General features: G+C 41.0%; 17 protein-coding genes and 1 pseudogene. 3 read left to right on the top strand and 15 right to left on the bottom strand.

Annotated elements, in window-relative coordinates; translation table 11 throughout:
- Nucleotides 1–204 precede the first annotated feature (204 nt).
- From HNR31_RS09785 to HNR31_RS09750, 8 genes are all read right to left on the bottom strand, one after another.
- Nucleotides 205–2,835, bottom strand: a complete 2,631-nt coding sequence (locus HNR31_RS09785) for an ATP-binding protein (protein ID WP_181556052.1) — start codon at nt 2,833–2,835, stop codon at nt 205–207.
- 876 nt (nt 2,836–3,711) lie between these two features.
- Nucleotides 3,712–3,909, bottom strand: a complete 198-nt coding sequence (locus HNR31_RS09780) for a hypothetical protein (RefSeq protein WP_181556051.1) — start codon at nt 3,907–3,909, stop codon at nt 3,712–3,714.
- An 865-nt stretch (nt 3,910–4,774) separates the two neighbouring features.
- Nucleotides 4,775–5,077, bottom strand: coding sequence for a DUF5634 family protein (locus tag HNR31_RS09775; RefSeq protein WP_181556050.1), 303 nt, complete (start codon nt 5,075–5,077; stop codon nt 4,775–4,777).
- Nucleotides 5,078–5,101: 24 nt separating this feature from the next.
- On the bottom strand, nt 5,102–5,713 hold the full coding sequence (cdaS, locus tag HNR31_RS09770; RefSeq protein WP_181556049.1) for a sporulation-specific diadenylate cyclase CdaS: 612 nt from the start codon (nt 5,711–5,713) through the stop codon (nt 5,102–5,104).
- A gap of 87 nt (nt 5,714–5,800) precedes the next feature.
- Nucleotides 5,801–7,846, bottom strand: a complete 2,046-nt coding sequence (locus HNR31_RS09765) for a sensor domain-containing protein (protein ID WP_181556048.1) — start codon at nt 7,844–7,846, stop codon at nt 5,801–5,803.
- 166 nt (nt 7,847–8,012) lie between these two features.
- Entirely contained in the window at nt 8,013–8,219 is a 207-nt protein-coding gene (gene copZ, locus HNR31_RS09760; protein WP_181556047.1) for a copper chaperone CopZ, read from the bottom strand.
- A gap of 19 nt (nt 8,220–8,238) precedes the next feature.
- A complete protein-coding gene (locus HNR31_RS09755; RefSeq protein ID WP_181556046.1) occupies nt 8,239–10,617 on the bottom strand; it encodes a heavy metal translocating P-type ATPase in 2,379 nt (792 codons plus the stop codon).
- Between the two features lie 13 nt (nt 10,618–10,630).
- Nucleotides 10,631–10,939 (bottom strand): metal-sensing transcriptional repressor, encoded by a 309-nt coding sequence (locus HNR31_RS09750; protein WP_181556124.1) that lies wholly within the window; start codon nt 10,937–10,939, stop codon nt 10,631–10,633.
- Between the two features lie 226 nt (nt 10,940–11,165).
- On the opposite strand from HNR31_RS09750, the pseudogene HNR31_RS09745 reads away from it, so the two are divergent.
- Nucleotides 11,166–11,663 (top strand): annotated as a pseudogene (locus HNR31_RS09745) (NUDIX hydrolase).
- A 137-nt stretch (nt 11,664–11,800) separates the two neighbouring features.
- On the opposite strand, the gene fhuF reads toward HNR31_RS09745, so the two are convergent.
- From fhuF to HNR31_RS09725, 4 genes are read right to left on the bottom strand one after another with little or no spacing between them, the layout of a single operon-like run.
- Nucleotides 11,801–12,526 carry a siderophore-iron reductase FhuF gene (gene fhuF, locus HNR31_RS09740; protein ID WP_181556045.1) on the bottom strand — a complete coding sequence of 242 codons (726 nt, stop codon included), beginning with the start codon at nt 12,524–12,526 and terminating at the stop codon, nt 11,801–11,803.
- Nucleotides 12,526–13,338 carry an ABC transporter ATP-binding protein gene (locus HNR31_RS09735; protein ID WP_181556044.1) on the bottom strand — a complete coding sequence of 271 codons (813 nt, stop codon included), beginning with the start codon at nt 13,336–13,338 and terminating at the stop codon, nt 12,526–12,528. The genes fhuF and HNR31_RS09735 overlap by 1 nt, the downstream gene beginning before the upstream one ends.
- 18 nt (nt 13,339–13,356) lie before the next feature.
- On the bottom strand, nt 13,357–14,406 hold the full coding sequence (locus tag HNR31_RS09730) for a FecCD family ABC transporter permease (protein WP_181556043.1): 1,050 nt from the start codon (nt 14,404–14,406) through the stop codon (nt 13,357–13,359).
- Nucleotides 14,403–15,404, bottom strand: coding sequence for a FecCD family ABC transporter permease (locus HNR31_RS09725; protein WP_181556042.1), 1,002 nt, complete (start codon nt 15,402–15,404; stop codon nt 14,403–14,405). Before HNR31_RS09725 ends, HNR31_RS09730 begins: the two co-directional genes overlap by 4 nt.
- A gap of 207 nt (nt 15,405–15,611) precedes the next feature.
- On the opposite strand from HNR31_RS09725, the gene HNR31_RS09720 reads away from it, so the two are divergent.
- The gene (locus HNR31_RS09720; protein WP_181556041.1) at nt 15,612–16,583 is read left to right on the top strand and encodes an ABC transporter substrate-binding protein; all 972 of its coding nucleotides are present in this window, start codon (nt 15,612–15,614) and stop codon (nt 16,581–16,583) included.
- Between the two features lie 131 nt (nt 16,584–16,714).
- Nucleotides 16,715–17,209 (top strand): PCYCGC motif-containing (lipo)protein, encoded by a 495-nt coding sequence (locus HNR31_RS09715; RefSeq protein ID WP_181556040.1) that lies wholly within the window; start codon nt 16,715–16,717, stop codon nt 17,207–17,209.
- Nucleotides 17,210–17,246: 37 nt separating this feature from the next.
- Here the strand turns inward: HNR31_RS09715 and HNR31_RS09710 are convergent, their stop codons facing one another.
- The 3 genes from HNR31_RS09710 to HNR31_RS09700 form a co-directional block, all read right to left on the bottom strand.
- Nucleotides 17,247–17,987: an exonuclease domain-containing protein gene (locus HNR31_RS09710; RefSeq protein ID WP_181556039.1), complete on the bottom strand. Its 741-nt coding sequence runs from the start codon at nt 17,985–17,987 to the stop codon at nt 17,247–17,249.
- Complete coding sequence (locus HNR31_RS09705; protein ID WP_181556123.1) at nt 17,980–19,032, bottom strand: DUF294 nucleotidyltransferase-like domain-containing protein; 1,053 nt, start codon at nt 19,030–19,032, stop codon at nt 17,980–17,982. Before HNR31_RS09705 ends, HNR31_RS09710 begins: the two co-directional genes overlap by 8 nt.
- A gap of 69 nt (nt 19,033–19,101) precedes the next feature.
- Nucleotides 19,102–20,406, bottom strand: coding sequence for an ammonium transporter (locus tag HNR31_RS09700; RefSeq protein ID WP_181556038.1), 1,305 nt, complete (start codon nt 20,404–20,406; stop codon nt 19,102–19,104).
- Between the last annotated feature and the right edge of the window lie 233 nt (nt 20,407–20,639).

The following is a 20,639-nucleotide window of genomic DNA, read 5'->3' as shown; positions in this document are numbered from 1 at the left end:
TTACTTTGAACATCCCTATGTGTGAAATTGAATATAATTTTTTTCTTCCTGTTTGTCTAATCATCTACGCGCATATCAGACAACTATGATTCCTTATTAGAATAGAGACGGGACATATTAGACATTTTTTCCGACATTTTACGACATTATCTTGCAAAAACTGATAAAAAAAGAGAATTGCCCCAACTGAAGAGGCCAATTCTCTTACATTTCATCCTGTGCAAAAATTTGTTCTAGTTTTCTTAAAAATTGTTCAACTTCTAATGGTTTTGTAATATATTCCTTAAATCCTTTTTTTAATGCTTTTTGTATTTCGATGGGCATGGCATTAGCACTAAGGGCTACCACAGGAATTTTGTTTGTTCGTTCATTCCTTTGTAATTCCTCTAATACCTTATATCCATTTATGTCTGGAAGGTTTATATCAACAAGAATTAGGTCTATTCTCTCCTTAAAAGCAATATCTAAGCCGTCTCTTCCACAGTTCGCAGAAAATAATGAGAAGCTGGGAAACGATTCGAATATTTTTTCCATTAATTTTAAATTCGCTAGGTTGTCCTCAATATATAAAATGTTCTTTCGTCCCATTTGCGACAATCTCTCTACATACAAATGAGTATAATTCAACCGTTCGCTAGAAAAAGTAATATCTTTCATGGCGGGAAGACTAATCCAAAAATCACTGCCTACTCCTAATTTACTTTCTACTCCAATGGATCCACCCATTAATTGAATAAGTTGCTTGACAAAAGCCAAGCCAATACCAGTGCCATCGACTCCTGTCCCCTGTATTCGGTAAAATGGTTCGAAAATCCTGTCACATTCTTCTTCAGGAATGCCGATTCCGCTGTCTTTTACATGTATATATATCTTTCCTCCTTCACTTCTCCCGGTAATTATCACTCTGCCATTTTCACGATTATATTTTACTGCGTTATCTAATAAATTTAGTAAAATTTGTCTAAATCTTGTGGAATCAATATACACGTAATCATGTTCATCTAGTCTTACTTGATTAATGATTTGTATATTTCTCTTGTTTGCCAAAGGCTGAATTAATTTGATACTTTCATCAATAATGGAATCAGGTCTAATAACATCATAAGTTATTTTTAACTTTCCAGTTTCGATTCTCGCGAGATCCAATATTTCATTTACTAGATTCACCAAATGCCGGGCGCCATTTAATATTTCTTGTACAAATTCCCGTTGTTGGCTGTTTAAAGAATGATCCATTTCTAACAATTGGGCAAAACCTAGAATACCATTTAATGGTGTCCGGAGCTCGTGGCTCATTTTCGAAATCAGTTCCGACTTAGCCTCGTTTGCTTTTTCTGCTTCTTCTTTTGCACGAATAATAGCCTGCTCCATATTTTTTCGTTCCGTAATATCAATCGCGGAACCAATGACCTCAATGACTTTGCCATTTTTTTTTACGGGACAAAGGCTTGCTAAATAACTAATACCATTTATGTTACCTTCGCAATATAACGTTTGTCCCTCCCAAGCTTGTTGATAATATGCCATTTTCTGATCAGCAATAGACTTAGGAAAAAAATCATGCAAGGTTTTTCCTATAATATCACGTGAGGATAATCCTAATTTGCGAAGCAACTCGCCGCCACACAATGTATGGATAAATGATTCTCCTTTTTTAACAAATTTAAAAATCAGCCCTTGCTGTCGACGAACTGTATCTTGCAAATCTCTTTGTGCTTTTTCAATACGTACTTTATACTTGAGCAGTTCTGTTATATCTCTTCCAACAGCAAATAACCCGATTGTTTTTTCATTGTAAACAATCGGAATCAAAGTGATTTGCATAGGAATTTCTTTTCCATATTTATCTATAATGGAAGCAACAAAACTACAAGAATTTCCTTGCTCTATTTTTCTAAATCCTTCCTTAATTTTTTTATGTTCCTTCTCTGGAAAAAAAGAGTAAAAAGAGGTTGAAATTAATTCATCCGTATTTCCCCCCAATAATTCTGTCCCTTTTGGATTTACACTCATAATCACTCCCCGAAGATTCACCGATAACACTAGAGATGGACTATAGTCGAATAAACATTTATAATGCACTTCAGTCAATTCTTTCAATTTTAATACTCCATCACGGTCTGCACAGGCAATAAATATCGTCGCAAGCAAGATGATTAATATAATAAAACCGATCACATAAGTTAAATGATTAATTGAAACCATAAGGGCGGAAGAACGAATCCCAAAATCCATATCCCCTTGAATGTAACAAAATGAAATTCCTTTCATCACCGTATAATGCATTGCTGAAAGTCCACTTCCCACCATGACGGAACAAGCCATTTTTTTTAAAAAGTTATACTTTGAATGATGATTGATAAAAAAGAATGAAAAAAATACAGATAGAAAGGAAACGGAAAATGCAGCAATAATTGATAATAAAATCAAATATTTATTACAATAGATTGATAATCCTGTTTCTAGGTAGGACATCCCAACATAGTGCATTAAAATCATAGACATTCCTATAAAAATACTGCCAATTATGACGGCAGAAAATTTTGCTTTGGATCTTCTTACAAAATATAAGGCAAAAAAAGGGCCTAACACTGCTAAGAAAAGTGAAAAAATAGTTAAAGCAGTATTATCCAATTGATACCCTAACATCCCTATAAAATGCATGGACCAAATTCCTAAACCTATTGTTGTTGCTCCAATTAATATCCATATTGTTCTATTCGTTTGACCATGTATGGTTCTTAACAATACATTGAGAGATAAACAAAAAGAAATAATGGCAACAATCATGAAAAGAGCCAATATCTTTAGATCGTGATATCCTGTAACACCCATGCCTACCTCCTTGTAATTGTTTCATATTAAAAATGAATTTATACAAGTCAACAATTGCAGTATGAGTCAAATTTTCGCGGAAGCTTCCCCCCCTTTTTTACTTTTAAAATAGGATTGTTTGTAAGCGTTTTCTATACCTTTTCTCCTCTTTTACTTCTCTCTTCCCGCCTCGTTTTTTAAAACTTTTGATGGATTCCCCCCTGTCCACATTCACATGGAGAACTTGGTTGGATATCCAAAAGGGGAAGGTTGTCTGAATAACTTCGATAATTTCTCAGCGCTTCTTTCAATCCCCATTGCTTCATATGTCCCTTGATATCTGTTTCTTTCATATCTTCAGTGAAGCGTCACATTGGCTCAATTGCACCGTTTTTCATCAGACCGATCCATCTCACTGGAACCTGTTTCCATCCAACTGTATTTTGATTTCATTCGTCCGGCAAAGCCCCACATTATCACTTCCATTAATTCCATCGCATGGTATTTGCATGTTTCAACACGTCCCGGTAATCATAGATATACGATCGATTCGCTTCAAGCCATGCCACAAATCACTCCCATTCTTGCACCTTAGATCAAAAATCCGCTCTAGCGAACGCAACAGGTCGGCAAGACCTTCTCGTCATATTGCACCAATGCTTTCCGATACATCTCTTACATCTCTTTATGATTCTGTAGATAGGTTTTCAGTCCCCTGGCAATATAGGATCAATCAATATGTATACATCCCCCGGTACACGTCACAATCTAAAGAACTCCCTCTCCGTTGATGACTAACCATGCATGGTGATCCTGCGCATAGTGTTGGTATAAAAACTTTTCAACTCCCTTCTTGATGATAATTCTTTTTTGTACGAGCCGGATTTGTTTTTTCTCTTATTTTCGTCCTTTGTGAACGACTGCGACTTTCTGTTCTTTATATTTCTGTTCGTGTCGCTGCATATGGGGAACGACTCCGTCCCCCTCCACAAACAACACCATCGCAGGAGCTTCCGCATACGCTGGTTTTGTCTTAACGTGACATGCTAATAGGCGTTGGCGAATCATCTTATGACTATGGACTTGATACGTCATAAACATCTCTAATTGATAGGCTGTATTCGATACGAAGGACCGCTGCACTCAGTTCGATGATCTAACAAAACCCCCACTTTTTGTTTTCCTGCCCCCGATCATACCGATATCGAAATGTAACTAGACCGAATACAGTATCAATAGTTGTCTTTTATATCTCCGATGGTCCCGCTTTTCTCGAGTATTTCACCAAGAGGATTTCATATCTACACCATCAAATAGAAAATAATCCCTATAATTCCTGAAATAATCCGATTCTAGCTCTTTTCAATTCATTGAAAACATGGTATCTGTCATTATAGATGACCTTCCTTTCTTGAGAGTTTAGTTTTGTCACCTATTACTATATCAAGAAGGGAGTCCTCTTTCTTTATTTTTGCTTATCATCCTCCACCAACATTTTAGTCCATATACAATTTGCATATTTTTACAAAAAGATGATTAAAAATGGACAGTCTACAGAAAGAATAGCTCTTTCCCTAAATCAAAAAGATATGTTATATGTTAAAAAATAAGCATCAACCATATTCATGGAAGTATTCAAAACACGGAATAGTTACGATGTTCCCATATCAAAACTTGATTCGCAAAAATTTTACCTGCTTCAATATCCCCTACTATTGGAGAGCGCTATTAATAGAATTTCTAACATAAAAATTCAAGCCATCTGGACTGATTACATGATCATTTTTTAGAATGATGAACTTTTACAATGTTGAAACCGAAACCGGTTTGAACAGCAATTATATAAATAAAGTTAGAAAAGAAGCCCTACATGCGACAAGCGATGTTGCTAAACAGAGTTAAGCAAAAAGCTATCTCTCTGTTTAGCCTATTATTTTGTTGATATAACACTAAATGTATTCTAAATTCGCTCTATATCAGCCCATGCTTCATCGAGCGAATGGTATCCGCTCTGCTCCTTGCCGTTTACACGAACTGTCCATTCCTGTTTTTGCAAAGCGAGTTCACCGCGTTCATTTTTTACAAACGGCATGTGAAGAACGATCATGTGGTCATCTTTGTTAACGGTATATCCCATGTAATACTGATTCCCTTCCCCTTCTTCTTCAAAAATGCCGACTTGATCGAGGTTGTATATGTCCATGATCGGTTGTAATGTGTCGATCAACTCTTTGATCATCACACTTCTTGGTACAAATTCCATCTTTTTCGCTCCTTTTCCTTATGTTCAAGAACGTAACGCGTACAATTGCCCGTTAATCGCGAACGAAATGGTTCCGGTTTCTTCAGAAACGACGATGACGAGGGCATCGCTTTGTTCTGTTAACCCGATGGCAGCACGATGACGGGTACCTAGCTTTTTTCCAGAAGTGACATGTTGGGCTAGCGGTAAAATGTTACCGGCGGAAACGATTTCGTCATAACGGATTAATGTTCCGCCATCATGAAGCGGATTGCCGGGATAAAAAATTGTCTCTAACAACGTATGGGAAACTTTCGCCCCTATTGGGATTCCGTGGTGTAATAAATGGTCAACTGAATCATTTCGTTCGATAATGATCAAAGCACCATGTCGCCGTTCTGCCAAATGTTTTGCTGCAAGCGATAAATCGACATAATGCGGTGTATACGCCGATAAGTATGAATGGAGATAAAAGGAAGCAGCCATCGTTTGTACCCGGACAATGTACTTTTTTAATGTTTCTAAGCGCGACAATATACAGCAATTCTCCTCAAACAGAGACTGGCGCATTGCTTCTGCCTCTTCAATAATTTCATGTAAAGAACGAAGAACTTGCTCTTTCATCGGTTGATCTAGCGGTAACGATTCCCCAATCATATTACTCCCCCATCGTCGTTCGTTTATCTTAGTTTGTGAAATGTAAGAAAAAAAACAATTAGAAATAATAAGCAACCACCCTAACGCTCAAACATTAGAGTGGTTGCCTTCTTGGAGAAATACAGTTTGATTATACGCTTCCAACCATTGCTGCAATTTTTCTGCTTCTAACGACTTACTAAAATAAAATCCTTGGGCAAAATCACAATGCATTTGTTGGAGGAGAGATACTTGATTGTCCGTCTCCACTCCTTCCGCTAACACTTTAATGTCTAAACTTTTCGCTAAATGGATAATTGTATCCACAATCGTAGCATCTTTCGAGTTTTCGGCAATTCCTTGAATAAAGCTGCGGTCGATTTTTAAAAGTGAAACCGGCAAATTGCGAATATAGGCTAGCGAGGAAAAACCTGTGCCAAAATCATCGATCGCCACTTGAATACCGACGTTTTTGAATTCCGTTAAAATATGTTTTCCTGTCTCAATATTCTCCATTAAACCGCTTTCTGTTACTTCCAAAATTAGACGTTCCGGCGCGAAGCCCGTGTCTTGTAATATATGTATAACATGATCAATGAGCTCTTTTCGATTTAATAAAAACGGTGACAAATTAACCGCTAGGTTTAAATCTGGAAAGTGCGCTTGCCATTCTTTTACTTGACGGCATGCCTGTTCGAGCACCCATAGCGTAATTTCGAAAATAAATCCACTTTGTTCAGCAAGCGGAATAAATTCAAGCGGCGGAATTTCTCCTAACGCCGGATGCCGCCAGCGCAACAATGTTTCCACACCCATTGTCGATCCGCTACCAAGCTCAATTTTCGGCTGATAACATAAATAAAGCTGCTCTTGTAAAATGGCAAAGGGCAAGTCTTGTTCAATCATCGCTTTTCGGTTTTGCGCGGGACGATAAAATTCATATCCGTTTCTTCCGCGTTCTTTTACATGGTAAAGCGCTTGATCGGCATATTTCATGACCTGCTCAATCCGTTCGCTATCTTTTGGAAAAAACGCAATACCAATTGAAAGCGTTGACTGAATCCGTTGTTTTTCGTAATAAAACGGTTGATGAAACGTTTGAATAAGCTCGTCGGCTAGCTTTGTGACGTCCTCTTTCGTCACATTCGGCAACAGAAGAACGAACTCATCTCCTCCAATTCGAGCGAAAAAATCTTCTGTCCGTAGCACGCTTCGCACGCGCTTAACCGCTTCCTGCAAAAAATAATCGCCTGCTTGATGGGAAAAATGATCGTTAATCCATTTGAATTTATCAAAATCTAAATAACATAGCGCAAAGGTTGTCTTGTCATTGACAAGCTGCTTGATACGCCTTTCAAAATAAGTGCGATTCGCAATTCCGGTTAACGAGTCGAAATAAGCTAGTTGGCGCAATTTCTCTTCATATTTTTTCCGCTCACTAATATTTTTCGCCGTCACAATGACATAATCAAGCGATCGCTTTTCATTTAAAATCGCTTTCCCTTGTGCCTCCATCCATATCCATTCACCTTGTTTGTTCCGCTTACGAAATTCCACTGTTTGTATTTCGTGTGTACGGTATAACTCTTTGAATTTTTCTTTGACTACAGGTACATCTTCCTCATACACATAATTCCATAATTGATGTATATCTCCTTCGTCGATCTCGCCAAAGGTGTTTTGGAAAGAAGGAGAAATATACATGAGCTTTCCGTGATTGGAAAGGATAAGAATGTAGTCAGATGAATGCTCGGCAATTAATCGAAACCGCCGTTCGCTCTCTTGAAACGCCCTTTCCATTTCTTTTTGTTTCGTTATATCACGCAGTATGCATACGATATAAGCAACGTTTCCACTTTCATCAAAAATAGGGGAGAAAGCAGCACTTACAGGTACGTCGTCTCCGCATGCTCTCTTCGCTTTCCATTCTACGTTTGAGATCGACTCTCCGGCTTTCACTCGTTTTAGCAAATGACGAACAATCTCTATTTCATCTTTCTGCAACCAAGGCAAGTGTCCATGTGCCATATCAAGCTTGTTCCAGCCAAGCAACGTTTCGCACGCTCGATTAACATAGACAACTCGTTCAGTCGTATCGAAGATGACAACGGCATCATTAAAATGATAAAAAAAAGCAGCAAACTTGTCTGTCATATAAACGATTACCTCTCAGCTATATTTTCGTTATTCCTATGAAAAAGCTGCCTTTGAATCATTTTATATTCCTTCAATTCCATTTTTACGGAAATAGCACGAAAAATCAACAAATTTTTTCAATAAAAATGGCAAAACGACATTTGCCGCTTTGCCACGATACAAGCTATGCCACGTCGTATCCTTGCTCTTCAATCGCTTGTTTCAATACAGCGATGTCGACTTTTGTTGCGTCAAATTCAACATCAACCTTTCCTTCCTGTAAATAAACCGTCACATGATGAACACCGTTAAGCCCTTCGAGAGCTCCTTTCACCGCCCTTTCACAATGTCCGCAACTCATGCCTGATACAGATAATGTTACTTTTTCCATCGTGATCATCTCCCCTTTTCTATAGTTTGATTCGTTTTAAACGGAGTGAGTTCGTTACAACAGACACAGAACTTAACGCCATTGCCGCCCCGGCAATCCACGGGGCCAACAGTCCCATAGCGGCAATCGGAATCCCCGCTGAGTTGTACGCAAGCGCCCAAAATAAATTTTGACGAATGTTTTTCATCGTTCTGCGGCTTAATTCAATCGCTTTCGGAATTAACGTTAAATCGCCGCCGACAATGGTAATGCCCGCTGTTTCAATCGCTACATCTGTACCGGTGCCAATCGCAATGCCGATATCAGCCGTTGCAAGCGCCGGCGCATCATTGATCCCATCACCGACCATGGCAACGATTTTTCCTTGTTGTTGAAGCCGCTTGACATAATTCGCTTTGTCTTCCGGCAACACTTCTGCAAACACATGATCAATACCGACTTGAGAGGCGATTGCTTTCGCTGTTCGTTTATTGTCGCCAGTGACCATATAGACGTCAATGCCGAGATGTTGCAGTTGCTCAATCGCTTGTTTCGCTGTGTCTTTGACGATATCTGCGACGGCGATGACACCGACGGCCTCACCGTCAATCGAGATGAGCATCGCCGTTTTTCCTTCAGATTCATATGTTATTAATTGCTCTGTAAATGCTGTATAATCGACTTTATGGTCTGCCAGCCATTTTCTCGTTCCGACAAGTACGGTTTTCCCATTGACTTTTGCGATAATTCCATGCCCCGGAACAGCTTCAAATTGCTCGGCTTCATAAAGCGGGACTTGTTGTTCGCTCGCATAGGCGATAATCGCTTCTGCAAGCGGGTGTTCCGACCGCTTTTCTGCCGCATAGACGTAGGTCAGCGTTTCTGGATCGTTTGCCACAAAATCCGTGACAACAGGTTTTCCTTTCGTAATGGTACCCGTTTTATCAAGTAAGATTGCATCGATCCGCTGAGCGGTTTCTAAATGCTCACCTCCTTTAAAAAGAATGCCATGTTCTGCCCCTTTTCCTGTTCCAACCATAATCGATGTCGGCGTCGCTAAACCTAGTGCGCACGGACAAGCGATGACAAGCACTGAAATTGCTGCTTCAAGCGCACCCGGCACATCATAAGGGCGAATGAAGAAAAACCACACCAAAAACGTGACAGCTGCCATCATCACGACAATTGGAACAAAATATGATGAAATGCGGTCCGCCATTCGTTGAATCGGTGCTTTGGAACCTTGTGCTTCCTCGACGATTTTGATAATGTTCGCAAGCGCTGTATCTTTTCCTACCTTTGTCGCTTTGATAGTGATCGTTCCGTTTCGATTCATTGTCGCACCAATCACTTGATCACCGGGATCTTTCGTCACAGGAATCGATTCACCGGTAATCATCGACTCATCGACGGACGAACGTCCGGAAATGACTTCCCCATCGACAGGAATTTTTTCGCCAGGTTTTACGATGATTTCGTCGCCGACGACGACATGTTCAATCGATACCTTCGTTTCCACACCGTTCCGAATGACCGTCGCTTCTTTCGCTTGCAAGCCGACTAATTTTGAAATGGCCTCTGTCGTTCGTCCTTTAGCTAACGCTTCTAACAACTTCCCTAACAAAATCAACGTAATGAGGATCGCACTTGTTTCATAATATAAATGTGGCATATAAGCTGGGTTGCTCACCGTCCGAACGCTTTCAGCAAAACTATATGCATAAGCAGCTGATGTACCAAGTGCCACGAGCACATCCATATTGGCACTTTTATTTCTTAATGCTTTAAACGCCCCGACATAAAAGGGCCAGCCGATGTAAAATTGAACCGGCGTCGCTAATACAAACTGGACCCACGGATTCATTAAAAAATGTGGCGCCGGTAAACCAAAATGCCCGACCATCGTATAAAGAAGCGGCAGAGACAGTAAAGCGGAAACATATAATTGTCGTTTTTTCTTGTTGATTTCTTTCTGTTTCGCTTGCTGCTTCTGATCTCGTCCTTCCTTCACTTTCGCCTCATAGCCAAGCTGTTTGATTTTTTGTAAAATCTCTTCGCGTTCAACTACCCCCGGTTGGTATTCAACGAAGGCAGATTCTGAAGCGAGGTTTACGGTCGCCTTTGTTACGCCGTTGAGACGATTTAGTCCTTTTTCAATACGTGACGCACACGCTGCACATGTCATGCCGTATACATCGAGTTCTAGACCTTCCGTCGTAACGCCGTAGCCAAGCTTTTCAATTTTTTCAACAATATCGTTAGGGCTCATACGATCCGTATCGTATTCAACCGTTGCCGTTTCCATCGCCAAGTTGACGTTCGCCTTTACTCCGTCCATCTTATTCAACACTTTTTCGATTCGCGCTGAACAAGCGGCACACGTCATTCCGGTAATGCCAATTTGTATTTGTTTTTTCATCACTTTCCCTCCATTAAGATTTGGAGAATTGCGCCAATACTTTCATCAATTCTTCAATCGCCTCGTCTCCGCTTCCTGCTTCGATTGCTGTCCGTACACAATGTTGCGTATGACGTTCGAGCAAATGGAACCCCACTTTTTTCAATGCCGCTGTCACCGCAGACAGTTGAATGAGTACATCAACGCAATACCGATCGTTCTCAATCATCTTTTGAATGCCGCGTACTTGACCTTCAATCCGCTTCAAACGATTTACTAATAATTCTTTCTCTTTTTCATCGCGCGGCTCGGCTAATTTCCTTTCTTGTTCGTGATGACACATATCATAAGACATTGTTTTCACCTCTTCACCTATACAATACCCCAGTACGGTATATAAGTCAACGATTTTGCTTTATGATATTTATAAAGGCTTTGTTACAAAATGTTGTTGATTTTCTTGTTCAGTTAACAGGCGGTTTAGTTGAAGAAAGCCAATTCTAAAAAAATGAGCATTTCTTCTTACTAATGGTAAAATGAGGATGATGCAAATTAGAGAGGGGGATTTCGTGTATAAACAAACTTTGTGCTTCATTAGAAGGAGTAATGAATTACTTATGTTAAATCGTGAATTCGCACCGGCTAAGGAGATATGGAATGGGGTAGGTGGAAAAGTAAAAAATAACGAAACGCCATTAGAGTGTGTGATTCGAGAAGTGCAAGAAGAAACAGATATTGACATAAGCAGCTTTCAGATTGAATTCAAAGGCATTGTTACATGGAAAGTGGATAATGCCTATTCTGACGGAATGTATGTCTTTCTTGTCGATATACCCGATGATTATTCATATCCCACACCTAAAAAAACAGATGAAGGTATTTTAGATTGGAAAAATACACCCTGAATATTAGGTGAAAAAAATGATGGCGTAGGAGAAATGATACCGAGATATTTACCTTTAGTTCTTACTGAATCGAAGAAGTATGAACATAGCTGCATACTTATAAACAGCAAACTAGTTGAATTTACATACAAAGAATTAAAAGAAGATAAAGTACAGATTTAACTTGTTATATGAACGGGTGGCAGTAGTTGAGCAAGACTAATTTATTTCAATCTTTTTTAGTGCTCTAAACATCAACAGAGAAATGTAGAAGATCTGTAAAAAACCATCCCCTCTTGCCATCAAGAAGGAGATGGTCTCTATGGACGCCGCACTGGACATGTCCGACAATGGGAACGAGCTGCTGTCTGATAGTGAAGGCAACACGTTGTCCGTTGGCGAATGCCGTTTGTTTCTTTCCAAAAACGCCCTAATGGGTTTTTAGGATAGGAGCCGAATAATGTTCCATCTGCCTGTTGAACAACAAACTGAAAATCGTCACGAAGTCGAGCATTAATATCCTCTAACGCCTCGTCTTTGAGCAATGTTTCATATAACCAAAAGATGTAAATCGCTGTATTTTCCCATAGTGTTAACGGAGAAATTTTCGTCATTTTCTGTAACTGTTCAATAACAGGAAAAATATGTTCCGCAAACAGCAGACGAATCGTCTCTTGCCGCCACGCGTTACGATTGCCATCAGTCACTTCGTATTCTAACTTTTCAAATCGAAACGTCGGTAACCATGCTTTCTCCTCATCGTCCGTTTCGATCCATATACGATCGAATGACAATGAAAGCCGCTTATTCCATACGGACATCGCATAAAGCGACATGACAGCAATAAAGCTATATCGCTTCATAAAAATGGACGCAGCGACTGTCTTGTTCGCCGCTCTGATTTTCTGCTGCACAGCTTCCAAATAGGAAAGGAGCGTTCGTTCATGAAACAATCGATCAACCCGAATCGATAATAACGAATCCGTTCTGGTTGTTGAAAGGCGAAATTTTTCTAATGCTTTTATTTCATCGGGAGAGAGAAGCATTACGAAACGCCTTCCTTTTGTAAAATGCATCTTCCCTTGCCGTATGGAATGCAAAGCGGTGTTCCAAATAATGGATCATACGTGACTTGGCAATCCATTTGAAACACATCTTTCACAAGCTGACATGAAATGATTTCCTCTGGCTTTCCTTGGGCATATATACTTTTATCGCGAATCGCGACGATATGATGAGCATAGCGGCACGCAAGGTTTAGATCATGAAGAACCATAATAATCGTGCGCTTTTCTTTTTCGTTAAGCTCAAATAACAAGTCGAGAATTTCGATTTGGTGCGTCATATCCAAATATGTCGTCGGTTCATCTAGCAAAATAATGTCCGTATCTTGTGCTAACGTCATCGCAATCCATGCTCGCTGCCGCTGTCCTCCGGAGAGCGAATCAACAGGACGCTCAGCCAATTCGATCATTCTTGTCGCCTCAAGCGCGCGCTGTACCGCTTTCTCGTCTTCCTCCGTCCATTGTTTCAACCATGTTTGATATGGGTAGCGACCTTGTTTGACAAGCTGTAGAACAGTCAGCCCTTCCGGAGCGGTCGGCGATTGTGGCAAAATCGCCAATTTTTTTGCCACCTCTTTTGTCGGCAATTTTGCAATTGCTTCCCCTTCAAGCAATACAGTGCCGCTTGTCGGTTTAAGCAATCGGGCCAATGAACGCAATAACGTCGACTTCCCGCAACCATTTCCGCCAATAAAAACGGTAATTTCTCCTTTTGGGATGCTTAAATTTAATTCATTAATAATAATTGTGTTTCCGTAAGATAAGGTTAGCTCTTTCGTTTGTAATGCATTCATCCTATCCCCACCTCTCTATCAATGTCGGCTTTTATACAACAAATAAATAAAGTACGGAGCACCGATAGCCGCAGTAAACACCCCTGCTGGAATCTCAAGAGGAGCAAACAGCATGCGTCCCGCTAAGTCGGCAAGCATGACTAAAATCGCTCCTAACAGGGCAGCAACCGGGAGCAGAGCACCGAAAGAAGAACCGACAAGCCTCCGCGCCATATGTGGTGCCATTAACCCGACAAACCCGATTCCACCCGCAAATGCAACTGCTCCGCCCGTTAGCGCCGTGCTCAATAAAAGAAGGAACAGGCGCTGTTTTTGTAAGGAGACTCCCACACCCATCGCGAGTTCGTCTCCTAATTCTTGAATATTCATCTTTCGTGCCGAGATAAAACTTATCAGCAAGAGAACAACGGCCCAAGGCACAAGAAACGAGACATGTTTCCACGAAACTCCATAGACGCTGCCGGTAATCCAAACGTTCGCTTGGCTGGCACGATAAATCGGCCCCGTAATCATCAGTAAGGTGGTGCACGCCTGCATGAAAGCTGATACACCAATACCCACTAAAATCAGCCGCATCGGAGTAATCCCATTTTTCCATGACAATAAGTAAACAAGAAACGCAGCAACCGTCGCACCGACAAAAGCTCCTAACGGCAACCAATGAATGCTGATCGTTAACGAATTGTTTTTATCACTAAACATCGCAAAAAACGCGACAACCGCTACCGCTGCGCCACCCGTAATGCCGAGCACATCCGGAGAAGCGAGCGGATTGCGGATCATTCCTTGCAAAATCGAGCCGGCTACCGCTAACAACATGCCAACCAAAAGTGCAACAAGGATGCGCGGCAAACGAAAAGAGTGAATGACGACCTCATTCATCGCTGAACCGCTACCGACGAGTGTCTTTACCACATCGAGAGGCGAAATATACATTTCTCCGCTTCCAACGCTTACAATAAATACTACAATACTTATCAATAATAATAGTAAGCTTATGATCATCGCCTTTTTGTCTATTAAAAATGAAATCTGTTTTCCAATTCGAAGTGATATGTACTTTCTCATTTGGCCAAAATCCCCCTACGGGCAATATAAATAAAGAATGGAACACCGATAAACGCCGTCATAATCCCAACAGGCACTTCTTGCGGCATAAGCACGTACCGCGCTCCAATATCGGCAGCGATTAATAAAATACCGCCGATGAAGGCACAATATGGTAAGACCCAGCGATGATCGACACCGACTAATGCGCGCGCGATATGCGGAACAATAATCCCAATAAAACCAATTGGTCCGGCTACGGCCACTGAGCTGCCCGCTAATAAAATCACAAGGAGCGCCACTCCGAACTTCACAACATTTGTACGCTGCCCTAACCCCTTGGCAACATCATCTCCCATCATAAGGATATTCACCTTTCGCGCCAACAAAAGCGAGCCGGTCCACGCGATAAGAAAATAAGGAAGAACAGCGACTAGCATTTCCAACTTTCGTCCCGACACAGACCCAGCCAACCAAAACAGCACTTCTTCTAACGCCTTCTCATTAGCTACCAATAATCCTTGCGTTAAAGAAGCGAATAACGCGGCCACAGCCGTGCCTGCTAGTGTTAGCTTCAGCGGTGTCATTCCTTCTTTGCCGACTGAACTAATGACAAACACGATGATAGCAGCTAATGCAGCACCGGCAAAAGCAAGCCATGTAAACATATGAAGAGAACTAACTTGAAAGAAAGTTACAAACAATACAATGAAAAAGCCTGCTCCTGCATTGATTCCAAAAATCCCCGGCGATGCGAGCGGGTTTTTCGTTAATGCTTGCATTAACGCCCCTGCCATCGCCAGGCTTGCTCCAACTGCTGCTCCAATGAGTGCACGCGGCAAGCGGACCGTTTCAATGACGATATGCTGATTTGAACCATTATTATTGATTAAGGCTTCGATTGCTACTTTCCAACTTGTATCTGTATATCCGTAAATAATGCTCATCCACATGCTTGTCGCAAGTAGAATGACCAATAATAAAAGCCCTGCGATTTTTGCCTGATTGGTTGCTAACATTCGCGCTTACTCCCCTAATATGAAATATATGTAATTCTATCTAGATATAAGTCTATTTGATAATGAATATCAGTGTCAATATGTTTCGATCATTTTTTTCTTGTTTTTTCACTATATTCATAATTCATTATTGACAATGATTATCATCACCATTATCATGTTTCTTGTAAATGAAAATCATTATCAAAAAAACAGGGGGAATACATAATGTTCAAACCATCAAGATGTTCGCTTCTTGCGACGATCGTGATTGCTCTTCTTCTCGTCCTCGCAGGTTGCGGCTCGAAGGAAGAAGCAGAGCCAAAGCAAACCGGCGAAAAAACGGAAAAATCAACAAGCTACACAGTTAAGCATGCAATGGAGACAACAGAAATCAAAGGAACTCCAAAACGTGTCGTCATTTTAACTAACGAAGGAACAGAAGCACTGCTAGCATTAGGAGTAAAACCGGTCGGTGCCGTAAAATCATGGACAGGAAACCCTTGGTACGACCATATTAAAGACAAAATGGATGGGGTCAAAGTGGTAGGAACCGAAGGTGAACCAAACTTAGAAGCGATCGCCGCATTAAAACCAGATTTAATTATCGGAAATAAATTGCGCCATGAAAAAATTTATGAGCAACTCAAAGCAATTGCACCAACGGTATTTTCAGAAACATTAAGAGGAAACTGGCAAGAAAACTTTACGTTATACGCAAAAGCGGTGAATAAAGAAGAGAAAGGAAAAGAAGTCATCGCTGAATACAATCAGCGCATCGAAGACTTAAAAGCGAAATTAGGCGACAAATTAAAAATGAAAGTATCCATCGTCCGCTTTATGTCAGGCGATGTCCGCATTTATCATAAAGACTCCTTCTCTGGCGTGATTTTAGATCAATTGGGCTTTGCTCGTCCTGAATCACAAAACGCCAATGATTTTGCAGAAACAGGCGTAACGAAAGAGCGCATTCCAGCAATGGATGGAGATATCCTTTTCTACTTCACATATGAGCAAGGCGATGGTGCCGCAACGAAACTAGAAAAAGAATGGATTAACGACCCTCTCTTTAAAAACTTAAATGTGTCAAAACAAGGCAAAGTCTATAAAGTCAGCGATACGATTTGGAATACAGCTGGCGGCGTGCTTGCAGCAAATTTAATGTTAGATGATATCGAAAAATACTTTTTAGAGCAATAAGAATGCAGGCTGTCTCTATGAAGAGGCAGCCTCTTTTTTCTGTCAAAAGTGTTGCTGTTTTCTTTTTCATATGCTAGATTCAAAATAACGTCATACCCTGAACATCACTTATGGTTGAAAGGATGAGATGAATGAAGCGTGCAACAATGATGGCAGCCTGCATACTGTCGCTGAGTCTAGTGATGAGCGCATGTTCCGGTGATCAAGCAGCAGAAAACCAAAACCATCATTCGATGAAATACACAACAAGCTCTGGAGATATACGCGAAACAACAAAATCGATCGACCATCTCCCTACTTTTTTAAGCCAATATGAAGAAGATATGGCAGTCCTTTATCAGCAGGCAGCAAAACATAAGGAATTGTTAGAAAGCATCCCATGTTATTGCGGATGCGGGGAAGCAGCCGGCCATAAAAATAACTATGATTGTTTCGTATACGAAAACAAAAAAGATGGTGCTGTCGTTTGGGATGACCACGCTACAAAATGCGGAGTTTGTTTAGAAATTGCCGCTGAAGCGATTTCCGAATACGAGCAAGGAAAATCGATCAAAGAGATTCGCAGTATGATTGATGCGAAATATAAAGAAGGCTATGCCGAACCAACACCAACAAAGCCATTATAATTATGACAGGCTATCTCACAAACTAAGAGATAGCCTGTTATGCAATGCTTAACGCGGCATATAAATCATATAATGTCTCTATTTCTTGGCTTTTTAATTCTTCTAATATCCGCTTCCATAGCTCCACCATCGCCTGCACGTCCCCATCGGCTGTATGTCGTTTCTCACACGGAATGTGATAGTAACTCAGTGCCGCATCCAATGTGGAAAACACGGCATTTCGATGAATCATTTCAAGAATTTGCTGCATATCTAAAAAGCGCGCTATCCATTTTGTGCGGTACTCAGTCCAAAGAAAATGATTAATAAATGATAAGTCGTGACCAATATGGTAACCTATTACAATCCCATCGCCAATAAATGATAAAAAGTTGTTCATCTCTTCTTTTAAACGAGGAGCAGCCTGCACATCTTCTGCCTTGACTCCCGTTAATTGCGAGATGTGGTCTGGAATCTCTTTATCTGGACGAATAAGTGTAAAATAAAAATCTTTCAAAGTCCCATTAATAGTTTTCGCGGCAGCCATCGCAAAAATTTCATCACCATGTTGCGGAGAAAATCCTGTTGTTTCCGTATCCACGACAATGAATGTCGCGTTTTCCAAGCGCGTATTCATATCAATACGCTTTTTTTGTAATTCTTTAAGCAATGTGCGAACCCATACTTCTTGCTGGAACGCACGATGGTCATTTTCTCCCACTGATGACAATTGCTCTCTCGGCACCCCCATTGACAACATGCGAAGCGCCCGTTGCCAAAAACGATGTTGCTCATTCATCCTGCAACTCACCTGCCCGTCGAATGACAAACCGCTGCAATTGTTTTGCTGTTTTCATCGCCCGTTTTAGTTGAAGTCGTTCCTTTCGGTCAAGTACACGCAACGGGACATAGTCGCGCTCATTTCCTAGTTCCATCGAATATTTCAATCGAAAATACAGGCTTGTCAAAAACGCTTCTTCCGCCTTTTTCGCTAGCGGTGACGGCAAAAGCACTCGAGCATCAATATCCTGTAATCGCTCCAACGTCGTCATGGCCGGAATGTTTCCTAGACATGATAAAAACTTTAATGAATTCACAAGTTGTACATATCCGCTATGCTTTAGATGAATGGAGCCGCTATACGCTCCCCATCGCTCGATTTGAATGTTGCCAAGCCAACCAAGAGGAACGTGCGGAAAAATGACATGTTCTCCCATTCGTTTTAATAAAAGCGGCTCGTTGCCAATCCATTCAATGAGATTTTGCTTACTGCTCACAATTAATTCGTTGCATCCATAAATCGGGCGCATGTCCATCGCAATGAAAAGAAAGCGGATATCGTCTGGAAAATGATGGTTAATATACGTTTCAATTTGTCTCTCCCAATCTCGAAGCGATTTGCTCCAACGGTGATTCGTCGCCATAACATATCCGGAACAATACGGATACCCAATCTCATGCAAATAGTTCGTTCCGACTGTTGCAAAATAACGAATAAACTCGTAACAAGACGCTTCATGTTCAGGGGCGCAGTCAAACAGAATGCCATTATCTTGATCCGTCCATAATGTCGGCTCCCCCCTCCCCATACTCCCCATTACATACCAGCACCATTTCTTAGGCGGGGTACCGACCGCAGCATGAATAGTTTCTTCTTCCGCAAAAACAAGCGCTTTTTTCATGAGGGCATCATGCACATCGGTCAGGGTATGGGAAAGTGAATAAATTGTGTCTCGTTCAATAAAATTTCGCAACCGATAAGCAAGCTCACGGTGATATGCGCTTAGTTCACTAACCGTTTTTGCCCGGTCAATTTGTTGAATAAGCTCGTATAACTGTTCCATGCTCATCTCTTCCTTTTTTGAAAAAACCGGATTGAATGAATTCAATCCGGCTCTCTCCGCAATGATTAATTATTGCACCATTGTCTTTGAATGATTTATAAACGCAGGATCCAACTGCTCCGGATAACCGTACGAACCATGTTCACTAATATCTAAACCGGAAATTTCTTGTTCGGCTGTGACGCGCAATCCAACCGTTTTCTTTAATACAAATAATACAATGAATGATGCGATCGCAACATAAACAGCTGCGCCTAACACCCCAATTGTTTGTATAATTAATTGATGAAATCCTCCACCATAAACAAGCCCTGCTTTCCCAACTCCCGTTATTTCCACTAAACGAGGAGATGCGAAAAATCCAGTTGAAATCGTACCAATGATTCCGGCAATTCCATGTACAGAAAATGCGTAAATCGGATCATCAATCCCTTTTCGTTCAAAATAAATCGACGTCCAAAATGTAAATGAACCCGCTACCGCTCCAATGACGACTGCTGCCCATGGTTCAACAAAAGCACACGCTGCGGTAATCGCGACTAATGCTGCTAGCACACCGTTAACCATCGCTGGAATGTCTGCTTTCCCGACAAGAATTTTTGCAGTGACAATTGCGGCAATCGCGCCAGCTGCCGCGGCCAAGTTTGTCGTTAACGCAACATATCCGAAAAAACCATCTCCTACCGCCATTGTGCTTCCCGCGTTAAATCCAAACCAACCGATCCATAAAATCAAGCCACCAATGACCGTATATACTTGATTATGCCCCGGAATCACATTTGGCGTTTTATCTTTATTAAATTTCCCAATGCGCGGTCCAAGCAGTACGGTGGCGATTAGAGCAGCAATCGCGCCTTGCAAATGAACAACGGTTGAACCAGCAAAATCCTGCATCCCTAGATTGCCGAGCCAGCCGCCGCCCCATACCCAGTGACCGATAACTGGATAAATAGCAATCGTAAAAATCGCTCCAAAAACAAAGTATGCGGATAGTTTTGCCCGTTCAGCAAATCCTCCCCACGCGATTGCCAGTGATACTCCGGCAAATCCGAGCTGGAACAAAAATTTGAACGATAACGGCACATTTGCCCATGAAAGAGAATCAAATGTTTCTTTTCCTTCTTTTAAAAACCATCCTTCCGTACCGATGAAACTATTGCCCGCTCCGAACGTAATGGCGAAGCCAAACGCCCAAAATGCAAGGGAAGCAATCGCAAAGCTTAAAATTTGTTTTCCCGCTACATGGCCAGAGTTTTTCATTCGTGTTGACCCCGCCTCGAGCAACGCGAATCCTACTTGCATCCCGATAACTAATATCGCACTCACCATCACCCATAATGAATCAAGCCCTGCTGCTAACGATTTCGGATCCATATTCATCTCCCCTTCTCGTTTGTTATTTATTATCACATATTTATGTTATAATATATTACATAAAACACTCGTTTTCAACGGTAATTTTTATTGAAACCGATTTCCAACAAAAAATGTTTGTCATATTTTCTAACAAACATAAAAAAAATACCAGCTCATTGAGTGAGCTGGTATTTTTTATTTAAATGCACGATGTCGAAATGATCAAGGTGCAAATCCCCTTTTTTCGTAGC

The organism is Thermaerobacillus caldiproteolyticus (assembly GCF_013761245.1).
GTDB classification, from domain to species: domain Bacteria; phylum Bacillota; class Bacilli; order Bacillales; family Anoxybacillaceae; genus Thermaerobacillus; species Thermaerobacillus caldiproteolyticus.
The sequence above is the reverse complement of the archived record's forward strand: the minus strand, read 5'-3'. Positions and strand labels throughout refer to the sequence as shown.

What these genes read in the sequence shown, in the direction of transcription:
- HNR31_RS09725 (WP_181556042.1), bottom strand. Translation starts at nt 15,404, where the DNA reads ATGTTAGCAACCAATCAGGCAAAAATCGCAGGGCTTTTATTATTGGTC.
- HNR31_RS09735 (WP_181556044.1), bottom strand. Translation starts at nt 13,338, where the DNA reads ATGAATGCATTACAAACGAAAGAGCTAACCTTATCTTACGGAAACACA.
- HNR31_RS09755 (WP_181556046.1), bottom strand. Translation starts at nt 10,617, where the DNA reads ATGAAAAAACAAATACAAATTGGCATTACCGGAATGACGTGTGCCGCT.
- fhuF (WP_181556045.1), bottom strand. Translation starts at nt 12,526, where the DNA reads ATGCTTCTCTCTCCCGATGAAATAAAAGCATTAGAAAAATTTCGCCTT.
- HNR31_RS09765 (WP_181556048.1), bottom strand. Translation starts at nt 7,846, where the DNA reads ATGACAGACAAGTTTGCTGCTTTTTTTTATCATTTTAATGATGCCGTT.
- HNR31_RS09710 (WP_181556039.1), bottom strand. Translation starts at nt 17,987, where the DNA reads ATGAATGAGCAACATCGTTTTTGGCAACGGGCGCTTCGCATGTTGTCA.
- HNR31_RS09720 (WP_181556041.1), top strand. Translation starts at nt 15,612, where the DNA reads ATGTTCAAACCATCAAGATGTTCGCTTCTTGCGACGATCGTGATTGCT.
- HNR31_RS09715 (WP_181556040.1), top strand. Translation starts at nt 16,715, where the DNA reads ATGAAGCGTGCAACAATGATGGCAGCCTGCATACTGTCGCTGAGTCTA.
- HNR31_RS09750 (WP_181556124.1), bottom strand. Translation starts at nt 10,939, where the DNA reads ATGTGTCATCACGAACAAGAAAGGAAATTAGCCGAGCCGCGCGATGAA.
- HNR31_RS09780 (WP_181556051.1), bottom strand. Translation starts at nt 3,909, where the DNA reads ATGACGTATCAAGTCCATAGTCATAAGATGATTCGCCAACGCCTATTA.
- HNR31_RS09785 (WP_181556052.1), bottom strand. Translation starts at nt 2,835, where the DNA reads ATGGGTGTTACAGGATATCACGATCTAAAGATATTGGCTCTTTTCATG.
- HNR31_RS09730 (WP_181556043.1), bottom strand. Translation starts at nt 14,406, where the DNA reads ATGAGAAAGTACATATCACTTCGAATTGGAAAACAGATTTCATTTTTA.
- HNR31_RS09775 (WP_181556050.1), bottom strand. Translation starts at nt 5,077, where the DNA reads ATGGAATTTGTACCAAGAAGTGTGATGATCAAAGAGTTGATCGACACA.
- copZ (WP_181556047.1), bottom strand. Translation starts at nt 8,219, where the DNA reads ATGGAAAAAGTAACATTATCTGTATCAGGCATGAGTTGCGGACATTGT.
- cdaS (WP_181556049.1), bottom strand. Translation starts at nt 5,713, where the DNA reads ATGATTGGGGAATCGTTACCGCTAGATCAACCGATGAAAGAGCAAGTT.
- HNR31_RS09700 (WP_181556038.1), bottom strand. Translation starts at nt 20,406, where the DNA reads ATGGATCCGAAATCGTTAGCAGCAGGGCTTGATTCATTATGGGTGATG.
- HNR31_RS09705 (WP_181556123.1), bottom strand. Translation starts at nt 19,032, where the DNA reads ATGGAACAGTTATACGAGCTTATTCAACAAATTGACCGGGCAAAAACG.